This window comes from Rhodococcus sp. NPDC059969, from assembly GCF_042738325.1.
GTDB lineage: Bacteria > Actinomycetota > Actinomycetes > Mycobacteriales > Mycobacteriaceae > Rhodococcus_F.
Genome location: NZ_JBHWUF010000008.1, coordinates 242,194 through 258,799, shown reverse-complemented (window position 1 = coordinate 258,799; position 16,606 = coordinate 242,194). Strand labels below are relative to the sequence as shown.

Below are 16,606 nucleotides of genomic sequence, written 5' to 3'. Positions count from 1 at the left end.
GATGACGTCGCCGAACAATGTCCAACGCAAGATTGCTCAACCGGTGGGAGGTGTTTCGCCTTCGCGGATGCGTCAGGCGATCAGCCAAGCCGAACAGGCCGCTCTGCTTGCGTGTGTGACCATCGAAACCGTCACCGGGCATGCCGAGTTGGAACAGGTATTCGGCTTGTTCGAGAAGGTGTGGCAGCCGGAGAGCGGAAATCCGCCCGTACACCGGGACATGATGAAAGCGCTCTCGCACTCCGGTAATTACGTCGCCGGTGCTTTTCGTGGCGGAGACCTGATCGGTGGCTCGGTCGCCTTCTTCGAAGAGCCACAACATCGTTCGTTGCATTCTCACATCACGGGGATTCTCCCGAACGTGCAGAACGGGCACATCGGCCTGGCGTTGAAACTGTTCCAGCGGGCGTGGGCACTGGAACGAGGAATCCTCCACGTGCGGTGGACTTTCGACCCGCTCGTCGCGCGCAATGCCTATTTCAACGTCTCGAAACTCGGTGCGTTTCCAGTCCAGTATCTGCCGCGTTTCTACGCGCCGATGAACGACAGCCTCAACGGCGGCGCAGACAGCGACCGGTTGTTGATCGACTGGGAGATCGGTAGCAGCAAGGTTTCCGACGTCGTCGCCGGTTCGGGAGAAGTCCCGACTCCCGAGTCCTTGGGGGCGAGCGAACTGCTGTCCGTCTCCGAAGCCGGCCTGCCCGTGTTGAAGTCGACGAAGAATCGTTTCGTCACGGTGGCTACACCGAATGACGTGTACGCACTGCGTAAGTCGGACCCGGTGGCGGCGAACGATTGGCGACTGGCCGTCCGCGAAACTCTCGGGGGCGTGCTCGCCGAGAACGGAGTGGTTCTCGCCGTCACCAGAACCGGAAAGTACGTGCTGGACCGTGCGCCGGGAACACAGGTCGGCAGGACAACAGCGGAGGTTACATCGTGAAGATCGACGGAGTTGAATTGCGCCGGGCTGCAATGCCGTTGAAGGCGCCGTTTCGAACCTCGTTCGGCACGGAGACCACCAAGGACGTGTTGTTCGTCAAGGTCGTCACCTCGGAGTCGGAGGGCTGGGGCGAGTGCGTAGCGATGTCCGATCCTCGCTACTGCTCCGAATACACGGACGGCGCCGCCGAAGTCCTTCGCAAGTTCCTGATTCCGTCTCTGGGTGAACTCACCGATCCCGACGTGCACGCACTGAGCGCGACGATGGAACAGTTCGCCGGGCACCCGATGGCCAAAGCTGCCCTGGAAACCGCCTTCCTCGACGCCGAATTGCGCGCCGCCGGGACGAGCATGTCCTCGTATCTCGGCGCAGTGGTCGATCGGGTACCCGCGGGTGTTTCGGTGGGTATCAAGAACTCGATCGACGAACTGCTCGACGAGGTGGGCGGCTTCCTCGACGCCGGATACCTACGCATCAAACTGAAAATCGAACCGGGCTGGGACATCGAGCCGGTTCGCGCAGTCCGCGAGCGGTTCGGCGACGACGTACTCCTCCAGGTCGACGCGAACACCGCGTACACCTTGGCTGACGCGCGCCATCTCCAGCGGCTCGACGACTTCGACCTCCTGCTGATCGAGCAGCCGCTTCCCCAAGAGGAACTGCGCGGCCATGCCAGGTTGGCCGAGATGATGCGGACGCCCGTCTGTCTAGACGAGTCGATCACCTCCGCCAAGGTCACTGCAGACGCGCTGGCCATCGGCGCGTGCAGCGTGGTGAACATCAAACCGGGACGTGTCGGCGGTTATCTCGAATCGCGTCGAATCCACGACGTCTGCAAGGCCAACGGAATTGCCGTGTGGTGCGGCGGAATGCTCGAGACCGGAATCGGCCGGGCCGCCAACGTCGCTCTTGCCGCGCTCCCTGGATTTGTCCTACCAGGCGATACGTCAGCCTCCGACCGGTACTTCGCCGAAGACATCACCGAGCCGTTCGTGCTCGACGACGGTTACGTGAAAGTTCCGGAAGGACCGGGCATCGGCGTCGAACCGATCCCTGACCTGCTCGAAGCAATTACCACGTCGGTCGAATGGATCGGCATGGATCGGCTTTGACGAATCACTATGACACACTTCGTTCACAGGACGAAGGAGTGATAGACGTGGGCACCGTACGACCTCGCATCAGTTTGGTGCGGCTTCTCGAAGACGTGGGAACTACGGTGCTGAATCCGGTTGTCGGTGACCCGGAGGCGGTCCAGGAGATCGCCTCGGTAGTCATTCACGACCCCGACGACGACTCACCCTCGACGGCTGACTCCATGGTGCTGCTGGTCGGGATCACCGGCGGTCAACGTATCGCGGAGTCCGTCGCCGGCCTGGCCGAGCGCGGAGTGCGCGTGGTGGTCGCGCGGGTGACCACCGAGGTCAGCGATGCGGACCGCGAATCCGTCATCTCCTCCGGTGTCGTCCTGTTGGCTCTGTCGCGTGGAGTTTCGTGGGTTCAGCTGACAAGCCTGCTTCATTCGGTGCTCTCCGCCCGAAACGAAGTCGGGCATATCCACTCACGCGGAGGTGGACCGGCCGGCGATCTGTTCGCCTTCGCCAACGCCGTCAGCGCACTCTTGGATGCCCCGATCACGATCGAGGACCGAAGCTCACGGGTCATCGCCTTCTCCGGCCGCCAGGAAGAAGGAGACGGTCCACGTATCGCGACCGTTCTGGAGCGGCAGGTTCCTGACCAGTACATTCGAGTGCTCGAAGAGGCAGGGGTCTTCGACCGGCTCTATCGCAGCGACGATCCGGTGTGGGTCTCTGCCGAGACCCTCGGTACCAAAATGGGACGTATCGCCGTGTCCATCAGAGCCGGCGACGAGTTCCTCGGCTCCATGTGGGTGGCAACCGGTGAGCCGATGTCCGAGGACCGGATGCGTGCACTGCGCGATTCGGCCGGGTTGATCGCGCTGCAGATGTTGCGGTTGCGCGGCGGCGCCGACGCCGAGCGTCGACTGCGCGCAGACCTGATCGCAACCCTGCTCGACGGTGGGTCCGGTGCGGTCGACGCGATGAATCGCCTCGGCCTCGGGACCGGTCCCGCACTCGTGATGGCTTTGGGCCGTAGGTCTTTCGAGGGATCATCGAAACCGGACGACGCCGCCCACGTGGTGCGGCTGACCGACGCTCTGGCCATGCATCTCGGCGCCGTCCACTCGCAGTCGGCGGCTGCATTGGTCAACGGAACCGGCTACGCGGTGCTGTCGGTGAGAGGGCATTCCCCGGCAGAAGCCGAGCTGCAGGCATTCCGTGTGGCCTCGGATTTCCTGGACCGCACCGGAGCGTCCGGCGACACGATCATCGGGATCGGCCGGGTCGTGACCAGACCGGCTCAGTTGAGCCGATCGAAACGCGACGCCGAACATGCCCTCGAAGTGTTGTTGGCGGGACGAGCGTCGGGCAGCGTCGCCACTTTCAGTAGCGTCCACGTCGACGCCATTCTGTTGGAGATCGCATCGGAAGCCGCAGCCGAAGGGTTTTCGGACCTCGGGCCTATCGAGGCGATCGCCAGCCACGACGCTGCCCATGCGACCTCGTTCGTCGACACCCTCGATGCGTGGCTCAACGCCTTCGGTGACGTCGGTGACGCAGCGGCGTCATTGCACGTGCACCCCAACACCTTTCGGTATCGACTCAGCAAGTTGAAGGGTATGGCCGCGTTGGATCTCGACGACCCCAACGTCCGCTTCCGGTTGATGGTGCATCTTCGTCTGCGCGGTCCACGCTAGTTCGAAAGACGAAAAATGCGGGTCGCGCCGGCTTCTCGGCGCGACCCGCATTTTTTGTCAGCGGGTTCTGCTCAGCGGGTTCAGATCAGCTGTTGTTGCGGAGAGCTTCGACAGCGATGCGGCCGACGGTTCCGATGGAAGCGTCGATCTTCGGGGCGCGATGGGTGAGCTCGTGGGACTTGGTGAAGACACCGACGGCATAGCGCTTGCCGTCCGGGTACACCACGACGCCGGCTTCGTTTCGTACCAGTCCCAGCGTTCCGGTCTTGGCAGCGACGGTGACCTCGTCGGGGAAGCCAGATGAAAGGCGGTGCGGCCAGACCTGCTTGCTCATGATCGTTCGGACCTCTTCGCAGGCCGAAGCAGGGCCGGCTTCGTCCCGCCAGATTGCAGCCAGCAACATTGTGATCTCACGAGGAGTGCTGGAGTTGGAGCGGGCCGGATCCATGATGGAAATCGTCCGGAGAATTTCGATCGGGGGGTATTCCAGCAAGGTTTCCTTGTCGACTCCGAGGTCTTCGTAGACTGTTTTGAAGAGACCGCGGCAATCACGTACCAGGTTGGTCTTCTCCAAACCGAGCCCGCGCAGCGTTGCGACGATGTTGTCGAGTCCGAGACGCTCGTACAAGAAATCAGTGGCGGCGTTGTCGCTGAAGCTCATCATGAGCAGAGCGAGATCTCGCCAGCTGGCGGTGACATCGTCGGCGCAACCGCCGATACCGATGCCGCCGGAGCGGAACTCGGCGGTCACCGTGGCGTGCTCGGTCGGATCAAGTGTGCCTGCCGCTACTTCACGGGCGTACTGGAGTACAACAGGAATCTTGAACACGGAGGCGAGGATGACACCTTCGTCAGCGCCGTAGCCGAACTCTTCGCCGGAATCGATGTCGCGCGCGTGGACGAACGCATCTGTCTTCGCTTCGGCCAGTACAGCAGCGATCTCCTGCTGTGCGCTCTCAACGTACGTGGCGGTGTCGGTCATTCGAGAAGCCCTTTCGTCGGTATCCGTATATCTGGGTTATTCGTGGATCTGACGATAGTGAGTCGGTGCCGGAGGGTCTTGTACGAATCGACGAAGGTTGGCCCACGGTTCGGTGCTGATACGCCGAATCGTCCGGGCGTCGGGGTGTTCTCCAGATCAGGAGGCGTACGTTTCGAGCCGGCAGCGGACAAGGCTGTCGAGATCCCCGCGGCGCTTGTCGGAGACGATGCCTGCCAACAGGAGAGTGAACAACTCGTCGATGCGGTCGTTCAAATCGCTTCGCCTGGTGAGTACGTTCGAAACCAGTTGGACGCCGGTGAATGCCGAGATCGCTACGCGGCCCACAGATTCCGGCTCCACGGCGTCGCGGATATCGCCTTCGCGCTTCGCGGCCTCGGCCAGTTTTCGAAGCTCGCGAATCCACGCGAGGTACGGACCTTGCGAACCGTCGGCAGATGCCAATTCGAGGGTAAGCCGGACTCCCGCACGAACAATCGGGTCCGCGACAAGTTGGCGGCCCATCTCGTGGCACACCATGACGAGTTGTTCCAGTGCCGGTGCGCCTGTGGCTGCAACTGCGGTGAAGGCGGTGATCGAGATCTGGTGCTGTTCTTCGATGACAGCTTGAGCCAATTCGTCTTTGGACGAGAAGTGGAAATAGACCGCGCCCTTGGTCATCTGCGCCGCGGACACGATGTCGTTCATGCTCGTGCTGCCGTACCCCGTGACTTCGAACCGATCGGCAGCGCCACGAAGAATCTGACGCCGACTGATCTTGGCACGTTCCTGCATTGCTCCCTTGTCCTCCGACTGTTAACACGTGAACTAGTTTTAGGGCCCTAGGTCCCGGACCAGCGCCCCACGGTAGCAGCGAAACTCGTGCTCGCGCGACAGCGCGAAACGGACTGTTCGGTGTGCAATCGCAGGTCACGGTCGGTAGGAGCGACAAATGCGACCGCCGCAACCTCCGTTGGAGGCTGCGGCGGGGAGTCCAGTTATCGGCCAGCGAAATTCGGTCGAAGGTACGCGATCAACGAGTCGAGACAGTTGCCTCGAAGCCGAGGTCGCGTAGTGCCGACTTGAGTTTGGTCTGTGCCTCGTCGAGAGATTCGGGTGACGGAGAAGTGTCGGCGCCACTGATGTCGAAGTTCCCCATGTCGTATGCGGGGAAGACGTGAACGTGAAGATGCGGAACTTCCAGACCTGCGATGAGGAGACCGGCCCGAGGCGCGTCGAACGCCTTCCTCACAGCCTGACCCAGGGTGCGGGCAACCGCGGTGACCTTGGCGAAGAGTTCAGGATCTACGTCCTGCCACTGATCGACCTCGGCGCGCGGTACGACAAGTACGTGACCTTGCGTTACCGGTGCGATGGTCAGGAACGCGACAACGTCGTCGTCCTCCCACACGAAACGTCCTGGTAGATCCCCGTTGATGATGGCGCTGAAGACTGAAGGCATACCCCGAGATTAGCCCGCGTCCGGTTGCCAGGAAACTCCCAGGCTGGATGCAGGTTCGTCGGAGCCGGCCCGACAAATCTAGGACGCATGACGACAGAAGCCATGCAGACCGCGGGCAGCACGGACGCAGGGGAGCTCTCCGCGACGACTGTAGTGCTGGACGTGGTCGTCCCGGTATACAACGAAGAGGCGGGCCTCGAGACGTGCGTGCGCCGCTTGCGCCATCATTTACGCACGCAGGTGCCATTTTCTGCCCGAATTACCATCGCGGACAACGCCAGTGTCGACGGTACGTTGGCGCTCGCTCGTTCCCTCGCCGAAGAATTCGACGACGTCCGGGTCGTGCACCTGGATGCCAAGGGCCGCGGCCGAGCACTGCGGCAGGTGTGGAGCGATTCCGACGCGGACGTGGTCGCGTACATGGACGTCGACCTCTCGACTGATCTCAACGCCCTGATGCCGTTGATTGCTCCGCTGCTCTCGGGGCACTCGGACATCGCCATCGGTTCTCGGTTGGCACGTTCGTCCCGCGTGGTCCGTGGCCCCAAGCGTGAGTTCATCTCGCGTAGTTACAACCTCATTCTCCGAAGCGCACTGCATGCTCGCTTCTCCGACGCTCAGTGTGGTTTCAAAGCCATGCGCGTCGACGTTGCGCGACAACTACTTCCGCTGGTGGAGGACACCGGATGGTTCTTCGACACCGAATTGTTGGTGCTGGCCGAGCGGGCCGGGATGCGAATTCACGAGGTCCCCGTCGACTGGGTGGACGATCCGGACAGTCGGGTAGACATCGTCGCCACGGCAGTCGCCGACCTCAAAGGTGTGGTGCGCGTCGGGCGAGCACTCTCGACCGGCTCACTCCCACTGGCCGAGCTCAGGGCGAGTTTCGGACGTGAACCGTTGGTTCCGGGTGTTCCGCGAGGCATGGTCGGGCAGCTCTCACGCTTTGCCGTGGTGGGAGTCATTTCTACGCTTGCGTACGCGCTGCTCTATCTCGCACTGCACTCGATTATGGGTGCGCAGTGGGCCAATGCCGTCGCATTGTTGGTGACCGCGGTGTTCAACACCGCCGCCAATCGCGCCTTCACCTTCGGGATCCGGGGGTCGGAAGGATCCGCCCGTCACCAAATGCAGGGCCTGCTCGTATTCGGGTTCGGCTTGCTGCTCACCAGCGGATCGTTGTTCGTGCTCGACGTTGTGGCACCCGATGCGTCCAAACACGTCGAGCTTGCAGTACTTGTCATTGCCAATCTCGTTGCCACAGTGAGTCGATTCATCGCACTGCGCTGGGTGTTTCGCACCGCACAACCCGTAGGAGCCAATCGATGACCGCCACTGCAGAGAGACTCGCCGCGTCGGTGCCGGCGCCGGAACCGCAGCGTCGGGTGCGCTGGGAACCATGGGCGCTCGGAGTGCTGTTGGTGGGGACCGGAGTCGCCTACATCTGGGGCTTGGGTGCATCCGGATGGGCCAACTCGTTCTATGCCGCTGCGGTACAGGCAGGTTCGGTGTCGTGGAAGGCCTTCTTCTTCGGTTCTTCGGACGCTGCCAACTCGATCACCGTCGACAAGCCGCCCATGTCCCTGTGGTTGATGTCGCTGTCGGTTCGCATCTTCGGACTCAACTCCTGGGCGATGTTGGTGCCGCAGGCACTCCTCGGGGTCGGATCCGTAGCGCTGTTGTGGGGAACGGTTCGACGCTACTTCGGTGCCGCTGCCGGACTCCTCGCCGGTTTGGTGCTGGCGCTTACTCCCGTAGCAGCGCTGATGTTCCGGTTCAACAACCCGGATGCCCTGCTGGTGCTCCTGATGATCGCAGCAGTGTGGGCGATGATGCGCGCCGTGCAGGACGGCCGAACCCGCTGGCTCGTGTTGGTCGGCGTCTTCTGTGGATTCGGTTTCCTGACAAAGCAATTGCAGGTCATGTTGGTGGTTCCGCCACTGGCACTCACCTATCTGATCGCCGGACCGCCGAAACTGGGTAAGCGGGTCCTTCAACTGTTTGCTGCACTGGGCGGGTTGATCGTCTCCGCCGGATGGTGGTTGGCAATCGTCGAACTGTGGCCGGCCGACTCACGTCCATGGATCGGTGGTTCGCAGAACAATTCGATTCTCGAGCTGACGCTCGGTTACAACGGGCTCGGACGCTTGAGCGGCAACGAGACCGGCAGCGTCGGCGGCGGCGGAATGCGCGGTGCTGGTGATGCTGCGGCCGGCGCTGCTGCGGGAGGTTTCCCGGGAATGGGCGAGGCAGCAGGTGGCATGACAGCAGGCGGTATGGCACCAGGTGGCGGAGCCGGCGGCGGTATGTGGGGAAGTACCGGCATTATGCGCCTGTTCGAATCTGCCCAGGGCGGACAGATTGCCTGGTTGATTCCTGCCTCGCTGATACTTCTAGTGGCTGGAATCGTGCTGCGAGGCAAGGCGCCCCGCGCTGATACACAGCGTGCGTCATTCATCGTCTGGGGCCTGTGGCTGTTGGTGACCGGACTGACCTTCAGTTTCATGGCGGGAATCTTCCACGCCTACTACACCGTTGCGCTGGCGCCGGCGATCGCCGCACTGATCGGTTCAGGATCCGTAGTGGCGTGGCGTCACCGTGGCGTCCTCTGGGTTCGCATCATTCTGGCGGTGTCATTGGCCGCAACCGTCGCGATGGCGTGGGTACTGCTCGGACGCTCGCCTTCATTCGTACCGTGGCTCCGGTGGGCCATTCTGGTGGTCGGCATCGTCGCTGCCGTGGCAGTGCTGATTCCGGCAGTGACGCGAGGTCGATTGGCTGTGGCAGTGATTCTCGCAGCGATCTTCACCGGTCTAGCAGGTCCGACTGCATACGCGATCGACACGATCAACACTCCGCATACCGGTTCCATAGTTTCGGCCGGACCGAGCGTCGAAGGTGGAATGGGCGGGCCCGGCGGTGGCCGCGGAGGCTTCGGTGGATTCGGTGGCACGGCTGATGGCGGTAACCGTCGGACGGACGGAACGCCACCTGCAGGAATGGGCCAGATACCCGGTGGTGCAACACCTCCAGGTACCACCACATCGACCACTGACGGAACGCGAGGCGCAATGGGAGGCGGCGCTGGTGGTCTACTTCAGGGCAGCACGCCGGGAGCCGCTGTTGTGTCCACACTTGAAGAGAACTCCGACCAGTTCACGTGGGTAGCCGCGGCAATCGGGTCCAACAGCGCCTCGGGTTATCAGCTTGCGACGCAATCACCGGTCATGGCTATCGGAGGGTTCAACGGCAGCGATCCGTCGCCGACGCTCGCGCAGTTCCAGCAGTACGTGGCAGAGGGCAAGATTCACTTCTTCATCGCCGGCGGCGGGATGGGTGGCGGTATGAACGCCGAGGGCACCGCTACCGCTATCTCGACGTGGGTGACCGAAAACTTCACCGCCACAACAGTGGACGGAGTTACCCTCTACGACTTGACGGTTGGGGGCTGACCAGCAAGAGCGCATGCCAGGTCCGCATCGGAGGAGCACTTCCGATGCGGACCTGGCCGTGTTCTGTTGTGCCCGAGAAGCTGTTCTCAGGTTTTGAAGGTGGTGTTCGCCGGCCTCGGGTGCTGCCCGGGGTCGATCGAGGGCGGCGGGATGAACCACGGTTTGTTGTCGACGCCGATGCGGATTTCCCATTTTCCGACGAACCCCGTTTTGCGGTGCATCAAGCGGTGGTGCGAGCGGCAGAGTAGGACAAGGTTGTTCATCACCGTCGGACCACCGTTCGCCCAGTGCCGGATGTGGTGTGCGTCGGTCCAGGCTGGTACGCATGTGCAGCCGGGGAAGGCGCAGCCTTTGTCTCGGGCGATCAACGCCACTCTCTGTTCGGCGTTGACCAATCGTTTTCCGGGTTTCGCATCCAACGGCGCGCCGTGAGCGTCGAGCAACACCGTCGAGAGGAAACAGTCGCACCCCAACAACCGCGTCTGCGACACCGACAGAGGCCCGAGCCACGGCATGTGCCCCACATCAAGATCAGACGGGGACTCTCCGCCATCAGAAGGCGCAGCGGCGCAGTCCCGGTGCTCAGCGAGATCACGCGCGCTGATGTGCACGTTCACATGCGGTCGCTGACCACCATCGGTTCCGGTCTTGGCGCAATCCAGATACCGGCGGATCAGTTCGGTGAACCCGTCCGCCGTCCGCTTCGCCGCCGACCGAGCGTCGGGAGTTCCGTCCGGTGCTGGGGTGGGCATCGTCAGATTCGACAACGCCGATAACAGCATTTCGCCGGTGAGGGCGTCGAAATCCCCACGCACCACCACCCGGCCATTGAGTGTCGAGGCGATCCGGAGCTCGTTCCGGTCGATGTCTTCGGCAGGTGGAATCTCATCGGACTCGAACAACCGCTCCAAAGTCGCGATCACGTTCCGCACCTTCGTCGTTGTCGCCTCCACACCCGACGCAGCAGCCAACAACAAATCGATGCACTTCGGTAGCGCCTCCTCCGGCATCCCCTTCGGTGGGGATTCACAGAACGCCACGATCAACACGGCATGATCGACCGAGCAATCCCCGCAATCGAATTGCGCTGCCACCGCGGGAAACGGCCGCAGCGCGGCGCCCAGGGCGGCGATCTTCTTTCCGTCCCGAACCTGCAGCATCGTGTTGGCCGCCAACCAGGAACCGACTCCACGGGACGCAATCACCTGATCGTCCGGGCGCATCGAGAGTTCGTCGACTACCGCTACCCGAACGGCTTCCAAGCGCAGAATCTCTGCACTTGCCTCGATAGCAGCCTTACGTAACTCGGCAGCAGTCAACTGCCACAACCGTCCGCGTAACCCCACCGCAGAACCCGAAACAACGTCCGACGACAAGACACTCATTGAATCCCCCGATCCCCTCCCTGAAGCATACTCGAACACCAGTTCGAGTCAAGGGTCAATTTCGTTGGGGCTGGGGTGTATTGCTCGAGGTGCCAGATGGGACTGTTGTTACCGCGGGCTCTCGAGTCGATGAGAGACTGAACCGTGCCTGATCGACCTGAGATTGTCTGTATTTGCGGCTCTGCCCGATTCGCTGAAGAGATGCGGGAGGTGAACCGCGACCTGACGTTCGCAGGCGTCATCGTCGTCGCGCCGGGTGAAGCAGGCGAGGTGATCTCTGTCGAGCAGAAGGCACTGCTCGACGCGCTCCACTTGCGCAAGATCGACCTGGCTGATCGGGTTCTGGTCGTCAACCCAGCCGGATACATCGGCGAGTCCACGCGCCGAGAGGTCGCGTATGCGCGCGCCACCGGCAAACCAGTGTCGTTCACGGTGCCGTTTGATCAGTAAGCGCCTCTTTGGTGCAGGCGGCAACGAAACAGTCCAGATTCCCGACTGCTGCGCGAGGGAAAGTGTTCTCCAGTAGCCGAGCCCACACGCCCTGCTCGGGCCACCGCTAAGCGCGAATGACGTCGAGGTCGTGGACCGTGTCGCAGCAGGCGTCGAGTAATTCGCGATCATGGCTGATGAGTAGTACGCCGACGTCGGTTTCGGCGGCGCGACTCTCGATCAACCGAATGAGCGCGGCCGTCGTGGCAGCGTCGAGCATCGCCGTCGCCTCGTCGCAGATGAGGTATTTCGGCTGTTGTGCCAGCGATCTCGCCAGGCAGGCGCGCTGCAGTTGGCCGTCGCTGACCTGGTGTGGTCTGCGGGACAAGAGATCGGGGGTGAGGCCCACTTCTGCGGCCAGCGTGACCACATCGATTGTCCTGCCGGCAATATCACCGGGTTGCCCGATGATCGAGGCCAGCGTCTGCCGAGGGTCGGTCGATGCACGAGGTGACTGAAACAGCATGGATACCGTGCCGCGCAACGCCGCAGGCACCGAGAATTTGGTACCCACGACAGGTGATCCGTCGATCCGCACCTCACCTGACCATGGTGCATCCAGTGAGGCGAGAATTCTTGCAAGTGTGGACTTTCCGGTTCCCGACGGCCCGGTCAGGCCGATCAACTTTCCCGACGGAATCTCGAGGGAAATGTTTTCGAGCACCGGTCGGTTTCGGTGGTACCCACTGGTGATTCCCAATGCCTGCAGACTCATGTCAGCCCACCTTCCGCAATGTTCGGTACGTGCGTTCGCCGAGGGTTACCAACTCGGTCGGTCCACCGGACTGTTTCGACTCCGGGCGTCGTAGGTGATAGACGCACTCGTCGGGGAGATCGGTCAGTTGCGGTGGCGAGCCGGGGATCGGATTCAAACCGCGGGAAGGTAAGGCGCCGAGTAGGTCTCGGGTGTAGTCGTGGAGTGGATCCTGGAACACCAGAGTAGCCGGACCGGTTTCCATGATGCGTGATGCGTACATGACGGCAAGTCGATCCGCGACGCCGCTGCGGGTGAGGGATGTCAGGTCGTGGGTGATGAGCAGGACTGCCGCCCCGGCGTCCGCGCACTCGCGAAGTAGGCTCATGACGTGGTCGGTGAGTTCGCGGTCGAGATTGGCGGTGGGTTCGTCAGCCACGATCACCGACGGATTCCCGGCCAACGCACCGGCAATGGCGACGCGTTGCGCCATGCCACCCGACAGTTCGTGCGGGTAGCAGTCCAGAGCCGAGGGCTCGAGTCCGACGCGAAGTGCCAAGGCGTCGCAGGTGTGATCGATGCCGAGCGCGTCGATGGTTTCTTGCAGTTGCGATCTCGCAGTTCGAACGGGGGTGAGATGTGTTGCGGCAGATTGTGGAACGAGCGCAGCATGTCGCCCCCGGAACGCGGTGCCGGAGAAGACATCGATCTCCTGATCGGGGGTGCCAACGGTGACCGTTCCAGTTCGAGAAGCTGTCGGCGGCAACATGTTCATGACCGATGTGGCGACGATCGACTTGCCGCACCCGGATTCGCCGACGAGTGCGGTCACCGTGCCGGCCGGGACCGAGAGGTCTATGTCGCTCGCAGCGTGGACTACGGATCCTCCGGGTAGAGGGATCCTGACGGTGAGGGATTCGATGCGTAGGCCGTGGTTCACAGTCGCAACTCCGAAGGTCGTGGGGGAGTGAGCATCGACCGCAGGGCCGAACCGGCGACGGCAACTGCGACGGTGGCGATCACGAGGACTGCGGCGGGGAATACCAGCGTCCACCAACCGCCGAGGAGCAGAGAACTGCGAGCCTCTTCGAGAAGCGTTCCTAGACTGGGCTTGTGCGGGGGAAGGCCGAAACCCAGGAAGGACAACGTCGATTCGTGCCACACGGCGTGGGGTAAGAGGAGAACGACCGCGATCAAGGCCTGCGGCGCCGTCGCCGGCACGAGGTGGCGCATGATCACGTGACGTCGACTTGCCCCCGCCAGAATGGCGGCGTCGATGTACGGTCGTTCGCGCAGACTCAAGATTTCGGAGCGGATGATCCGGGCCACTTGGGTCCAGTGGGTCAGTGCGATCGAAAGCACGATGGCGGCAATGCTTCCGCGGAACATCGCGACGATGACGATGCCGAGCAACAGGTGGGGGAGTGCGTTGACGGCGTCGGTGCCGCGCATGACGAACCTGTCCACCCAGCCGCCGACCAGCCCAGCCGTGGTACCGACGGCGACGCCGATCACCGTGGCGAGCAGCGCGCAGGCGAGTGCGATGAGTAGTGAGGTTCGAATGCCTGCAGCTATGCGCACGAACAGATCTCGTCCCGCAGAGTCCGTTCCGAACGGGTGATCGAAGGATGGAGCCAGGCGGGCCGCCGAGAAGTCGGTGACTCGGTCGTCGACGTCGGCCAACCATGGGACCAGCGCCGCGTACAGCGCAACGAGGATCAGCACGCCGAGGGCGATCTTGAAGCGTCGCTCAGCCATCGGTACTCACTCTCGGGTCGAGTACTGCAACCAGGACGTCGGCAAGCAGTGAGCCGAGCATGACCGTCAATGTCGTACCGACGGTGAGGAATGCGAGCAGGGCCATGTCGAGGTCGCGGGCAGAGGAAACGATGGCGCCGGCGATCCCCGGCCAACTGAAGACCTCTTCCACCAGCACCGCCCCGACTATCAGTTCGGGCAATCGCACGCCGACGATGTTCACGAAGGGCGCCAGTGACGTCGGCAGTATGTGGCGCTTCGTAATGGTCGGCGTCGGGATTCCGCGCGCTACTGCGCCCGCCACAAACCCTTCGCCTTTCGAACCCACGACGGATTCTCGGACGGCGAGGAGGAGCCACGGCATCTGCGAAATGGCGAGCACCGTCACCGGTAGGACCAAGTGTCGGACGACCTGTCCCGGTGTGGGATCGGCACCCCCGTCGGTCAGCCCGGCGACCGGGAGCCAGCCAAGAGTCAAAGCGAAGAGCGCGATGGCCCCCAGTGACAAGACAAACGGCGGAAGTCCCTGAACGACGACGCTCAGCCCGGACACGATCTTGTCCAGGAATCCTCCACTGCGGATTCCGGCGAGAACACCGAGTGCCAGCGAGGCGAGAATCGCGATGACGAGTGAGATGCCGACCAGCAGCAGGGTCCACGGCAGACGCTCGGAGATAACCTGGGAAACAGGCTGATTGAACGATCTGGAGATCCCGAGATCGCCGGTGAACACACCCTGGAGCCAATTCCAGTACGTGCTGTACCAGGGGTTGTCGAAACCCATCTGATCGGCGATCAACGCTTTGTCCGCGTCGCTGGTCGTCATGTATCGCGTGCCGAGATAGCCGACCAGTGGATCGAACGGTGAAATTGCCGCGGCGGCAAAGAGTCCCGCGGACACCACGGCGATCACCGGCACGATGAACAACACCCGCCGACCGACCATCGTGAGGATGGCCTTTCGGCGGGAGTTGTCACGGTGGCCCCGCGACGCCGGCGCGTCTGCCCGAACGTCGACCGCTGTCATTGCCCTCGGGCCCACGTCTGCAGTGACCACCACGGGCCCCAGGTCACACCGTGTGAGTGTGGCTCGAGTACCGGTCCGGACATCTGCCAGTCGGAATCCTTCGATACGTACGTATGGTCGAGGAAGACGAGGATGACAAATCCAGGATCTTCGACGTACGCCTGCTGAACGTCGCGATACGCGGCGTCACGCGTTGCCGGATCGAGGCTGCGGCGTCCTACTTCCAAGCCTGCGTCGACTGCTGGATTGGAGTAGTCGCTGGCGTTGTCGTAGATGCTGCCGACCCCGGGTGCGATGTACTTCGAGTTCAGCGCGTCGTACGCCTGTGTGTCAGGGTCGAAAGGTTCGTCTCCGCCGCCGAGAAGTGTCGAATCCTGGTTGATGCGAGGGTCTATGCGGTCCCAGGAGAGCGCTTCGAGATCCACCTCGATGCCGACGGCGAGAGCGTCGGAGGCAAATGCCTGAGCGAGATCACGTCGGACGGTGTCGACGGAGTTGTACATGATCGTGAACTGCGCGCGCCGGCCGTCTTTCGAACGGATTCCGTCGGCACCTTCGATCCAGCCGGCCTCGGTCAGAATTCGCTCGGCCTCGGCCGGGTCGTAGGCGAAGGTCGCGTTCGGGTTGTACGAGTCGCCGTAGACCTCGGGGATCGGAGTGGCGGCAACTCTGCCGTGTCCGCCCAGGACGTTGTCAATCATCGACTGGCGATTGGCGGCGAGGTTGAGCGCCATGCGCACGGCTTTGTCGCCTGCGACGGGATTGTTCGTGGGGAGTGAGAGGCCGCGCCAGTCTGCCGACTGATGGGCTGTCACGGACATGTTGTCTTTGCCTGAGAACGTATTGGCAAGCAGTGGAGGGAGATTGGTTCCGTCGATCTCACCGGACACCATTCGTTGGGCGCGGGTGTTGTCATCGGGAACGTAGAGAAGAGTCAGCTTCTTGATCTCCGGCGCTCCGTCCCAGTAGTTCTCGTTCGCCTCGAAGACCGCTCGATCCGGTGAGAGGTCGACGAGTGTGTACGGACCCGTACCGACGGGCGCAGTGTTCAACGGCGACTCGGCGGCCAGTCCGGGTGTCGCGAGGAACTCCGAGGGAACCATGCCGATCAGCATCTTCGTCAGCAACGGCGCATACGAGTAGGCGAGGCGAAACTCGACTGTGCTGTCGTCGACGGCCACGACATCGCTGATCATGTCGTACGACGACCGTGCCTCCGAGGCGGAAGCGGGATCGAGGATCGCCTGGTACGTGGCAACCACGTCGGCGGCATCGAAGGTCGATCCGTCGGAGAAGGTGACCCCGTCACGGAGCTTGACCGTCCAGACTGTCGCATCGGCGTTGGCCGTCGGCATCTCCGCGGCCAAAGACGGCTCGAATCCAGGCATGCCGGTGCCGCCGGTGAGCCGGACGAGACCGTCGTACATCTTGGCTTCACCGGCAGCGCCGAAGCCTGCGACCGGGTTGTAGCCGCCCAGTTCGTAGCCGTCGGCCAAGACCAGGCCGTCGTTGTTGCCCGGAGAGTTGGTGCCAGTCGGGCTACTGCACGACGTGATCAGAAGTGCGCCGATTGCGGCGGTTGCGGTGAGCGTCAGAACGCCTGGTTTGTGGAGTTTCACGGGAGTCCTTTCCTCGGTGGAC

General features: G+C 62.6%; 15 protein-coding genes. 6 read left to right on the top strand and 9 right to left on the bottom strand.

The annotated features are described in order from the left end of the window. Position 1 precedes the first annotated feature (1 nt). From ACFWAD_RS22125 to ACFWAD_RS22115, 3 genes are read left to right on the top strand one after another with little or no spacing between them, the layout of a single operon-like run. On the top strand, positions 2-940 hold the full coding sequence (locus tag ACFWAD_RS22125; RefSeq protein ID WP_378547708.1) for a GNAT family N-acetyltransferase: 939 nt from the start codon (positions 2-4) through the stop codon (positions 938-940). After that, positions 937-2,052, top strand: a complete 1,116-nt coding sequence (gene menC / locus ACFWAD_RS22120; RefSeq protein WP_378547705.1) for an o-succinylbenzoate synthase — start codon at positions 937-939, stop codon at positions 2,050-2,052. The genes ACFWAD_RS22125 and menC overlap by 4 nt, the downstream gene beginning before the upstream one ends. Positions 2,053-2,099: 47 nt before the next feature. Then, positions 2,100-3,719, top strand: coding sequence for a PucR family transcriptional regulator (locus tag ACFWAD_RS22115; RefSeq protein WP_378547702.1), 1,620 nt, complete (start codon positions 2,100-2,102; stop codon positions 3,717-3,719). An 85-nt stretch (positions 3,720-3,804) separates the two neighbouring features. On the opposite strand, the gene ACFWAD_RS22110 is transcribed toward ACFWAD_RS22115, so the two are convergent. The 3 genes from ACFWAD_RS22110 to ACFWAD_RS22100 all read right to left on the bottom strand — a co-directional run bounded on the left by ACFWAD_RS22110 (position 3,805) and on the right by ACFWAD_RS22100 (position 6,160). Beyond that, positions 3,805-4,701: a serine hydrolase gene (locus ACFWAD_RS22110; protein WP_378535290.1), complete on the bottom strand. Its 897-nt coding sequence runs from the start codon at positions 4,699-4,701 to the stop codon at positions 3,805-3,807. Between the two features lie 156 nt (positions 4,702-4,857). Beyond that, positions 4,858-5,493: a ScbR family autoregulator-binding transcription factor gene (locus tag ACFWAD_RS22105; protein WP_378547699.1), complete on the bottom strand. Its 636-nt coding sequence runs from the start codon at positions 5,491-5,493 to the stop codon at positions 4,858-4,860. Positions 5,494-5,731: 238 nt separating this feature from the next. Beyond that, the gene (locus tag ACFWAD_RS22100; RefSeq protein WP_019747035.1) at positions 5,732-6,160 is read right to left on the bottom strand and encodes an HIT family protein; all 429 of its coding nucleotides are present in this window, start codon (positions 6,158-6,160) and stop codon (positions 5,732-5,734) included. Positions 6,161-6,247: 87 nt separating this feature from the next. On the opposite strand from ACFWAD_RS22100, the gene ACFWAD_RS22095 reads away from it, so the two are divergent. Continuing rightward, positions 6,248-7,489 (top strand): glycosyltransferase, encoded by a 1,242-nt coding sequence (locus tag ACFWAD_RS22095; RefSeq protein ID WP_378535297.1) that lies wholly within the window; start codon positions 6,248-6,250, stop codon positions 7,487-7,489. Further along, on the top strand, positions 7,486-9,612 hold the full coding sequence (locus ACFWAD_RS22090) for an ArnT family glycosyltransferase (protein WP_378547696.1): 2,127 nt from the start codon (positions 7,486-7,488) through the stop codon (positions 9,610-9,612). Before ACFWAD_RS22095 ends, ACFWAD_RS22090 begins: the two co-directional genes overlap by 4 nt. Positions 9,613-9,698: 86 nt before the next feature. On the opposite strand, the gene ACFWAD_RS22085 is transcribed toward ACFWAD_RS22090, so the two are convergent. Further along, positions 9,699-10,997 (bottom strand): DUF222 domain-containing protein, encoded by a 1,299-nt coding sequence (locus ACFWAD_RS22085; protein WP_378547693.1) that lies wholly within the window; start codon positions 10,995-10,997, stop codon positions 9,699-9,701. A gap of 201 nt (positions 10,998-11,198) precedes the next feature. On the opposite strand from ACFWAD_RS22085, the gene ACFWAD_RS22080 reads away from it, so the two are divergent. Further along, positions 11,199-11,447 (top strand): hypothetical protein, encoded by a 249-nt coding sequence (locus ACFWAD_RS22080; protein ID WP_378547690.1) that lies wholly within the window; start codon positions 11,199-11,201, stop codon positions 11,445-11,447. Between the two features lie 106 nt (positions 11,448-11,553). On the opposite strand, the gene ACFWAD_RS22075 is transcribed toward ACFWAD_RS22080, so the two are convergent. From ACFWAD_RS22075 to ACFWAD_RS22055, 5 genes are read right to left on the bottom strand one after another with little or no spacing between them, the layout of a single operon-like run. Then, positions 11,554-12,201, bottom strand: a complete 648-nt coding sequence (locus ACFWAD_RS22075) for an ABC transporter ATP-binding protein (protein ID WP_378547687.1) — start codon at positions 12,199-12,201, stop codon at positions 11,554-11,556. Position 12,202: 1 nt separating this feature from the next. Next, the gene (locus ACFWAD_RS22070; RefSeq protein ID WP_378547684.1) at positions 12,203-13,120 is read right to left on the bottom strand and encodes an oligopeptide/dipeptide ABC transporter ATP-binding protein; all 918 of its coding nucleotides are present in this window, start codon (positions 13,118-13,120) and stop codon (positions 12,203-12,205) included. Next, positions 13,117-13,938 (bottom strand): ABC transporter permease, encoded by an 822-nt coding sequence (locus tag ACFWAD_RS22065; protein WP_050655415.1) that lies wholly within the window; start codon positions 13,936-13,938, stop codon positions 13,117-13,119. The genes ACFWAD_RS22070 and ACFWAD_RS22065 overlap by 4 nt, the downstream gene beginning before the upstream one ends. Beyond that, positions 13,931-14,965: an ABC transporter permease gene (locus ACFWAD_RS22060; RefSeq protein WP_378547832.1), complete on the bottom strand. Its 1,035-nt coding sequence runs from the start codon at positions 14,963-14,965 to the stop codon at positions 13,931-13,933. The genes ACFWAD_RS22065 and ACFWAD_RS22060 overlap by 8 nt, the downstream gene beginning before the upstream one ends. Then, positions 14,962-16,584 (bottom strand): ABC transporter substrate-binding protein, encoded by a 1,623-nt coding sequence (locus tag ACFWAD_RS22055; protein ID WP_378547681.1) that lies wholly within the window; start codon positions 16,582-16,584, stop codon positions 14,962-14,964. The genes ACFWAD_RS22060 and ACFWAD_RS22055 overlap by 4 nt, the downstream gene beginning before the upstream one ends. Positions 16,585-16,606 lie beyond the last annotated feature (22 nt).

Coding starts and splice junctions, on each gene's coding strand:
- ACFWAD_RS22125 (WP_378547708.1), top strand. CDS start 2: ATGACGTCGCCGAACAATGTCCAACGCAAGATTGCTCAACCGGTGGGA.
- ACFWAD_RS22110 (WP_378535290.1), bottom strand. CDS start 4,701: ATGACCGACACCGCCACGTACGTTGAGAGCGCACAGCAGGAGATCGCT.
- ACFWAD_RS22105 (WP_378547699.1), bottom strand. CDS start 5,493: ATGCAGGAACGTGCCAAGATCAGTCGGCGTCAGATTCTTCGTGGCGCT.
- ACFWAD_RS22100 (WP_019747035.1), bottom strand. CDS start 6,160: ATGCCTTCAGTCTTCAGCGCCATCATCAACGGGGATCTACCAGGACGT.
- ACFWAD_RS22095 (WP_378535297.1), top strand. CDS start 6,248: ATGACGACAGAAGCCATGCAGACCGCGGGCAGCACGGACGCAGGGGAG.
- ACFWAD_RS22090 (WP_378547696.1), top strand. CDS start 7,486: ATGACCGCCACTGCAGAGAGACTCGCCGCGTCGGTGCCGGCGCCGGAA.
- ACFWAD_RS22085 (WP_378547693.1), bottom strand. CDS start 10,997: ATGAGTGTCTTGTCGTCGGACGTTGTTTCGGGTTCTGCGGTGGGGTTA.
- ACFWAD_RS22080 (WP_378547690.1), top strand. CDS start 11,199: ATGCGGGAGGTGAACCGCGACCTGACGTTCGCAGGCGTCATCGTCGTC.
- ACFWAD_RS22075 (WP_378547687.1), bottom strand. CDS start 12,201: ATGAGTCTGCAGGCATTGGGAATCACCAGTGGGTACCACCGAAACCGA.
- ACFWAD_RS22065 (WP_050655415.1), bottom strand. CDS start 13,938: ATGGCTGAGCGACGCTTCAAGATCGCCCTCGGCGTGCTGATCCTCGTT.
- ACFWAD_RS22060 (WP_378547832.1), bottom strand. CDS start 14,965: ATGACAGCGGTCGACGTTCGGGCAGACGCGCCGGCGTCGCGGGGCCAC.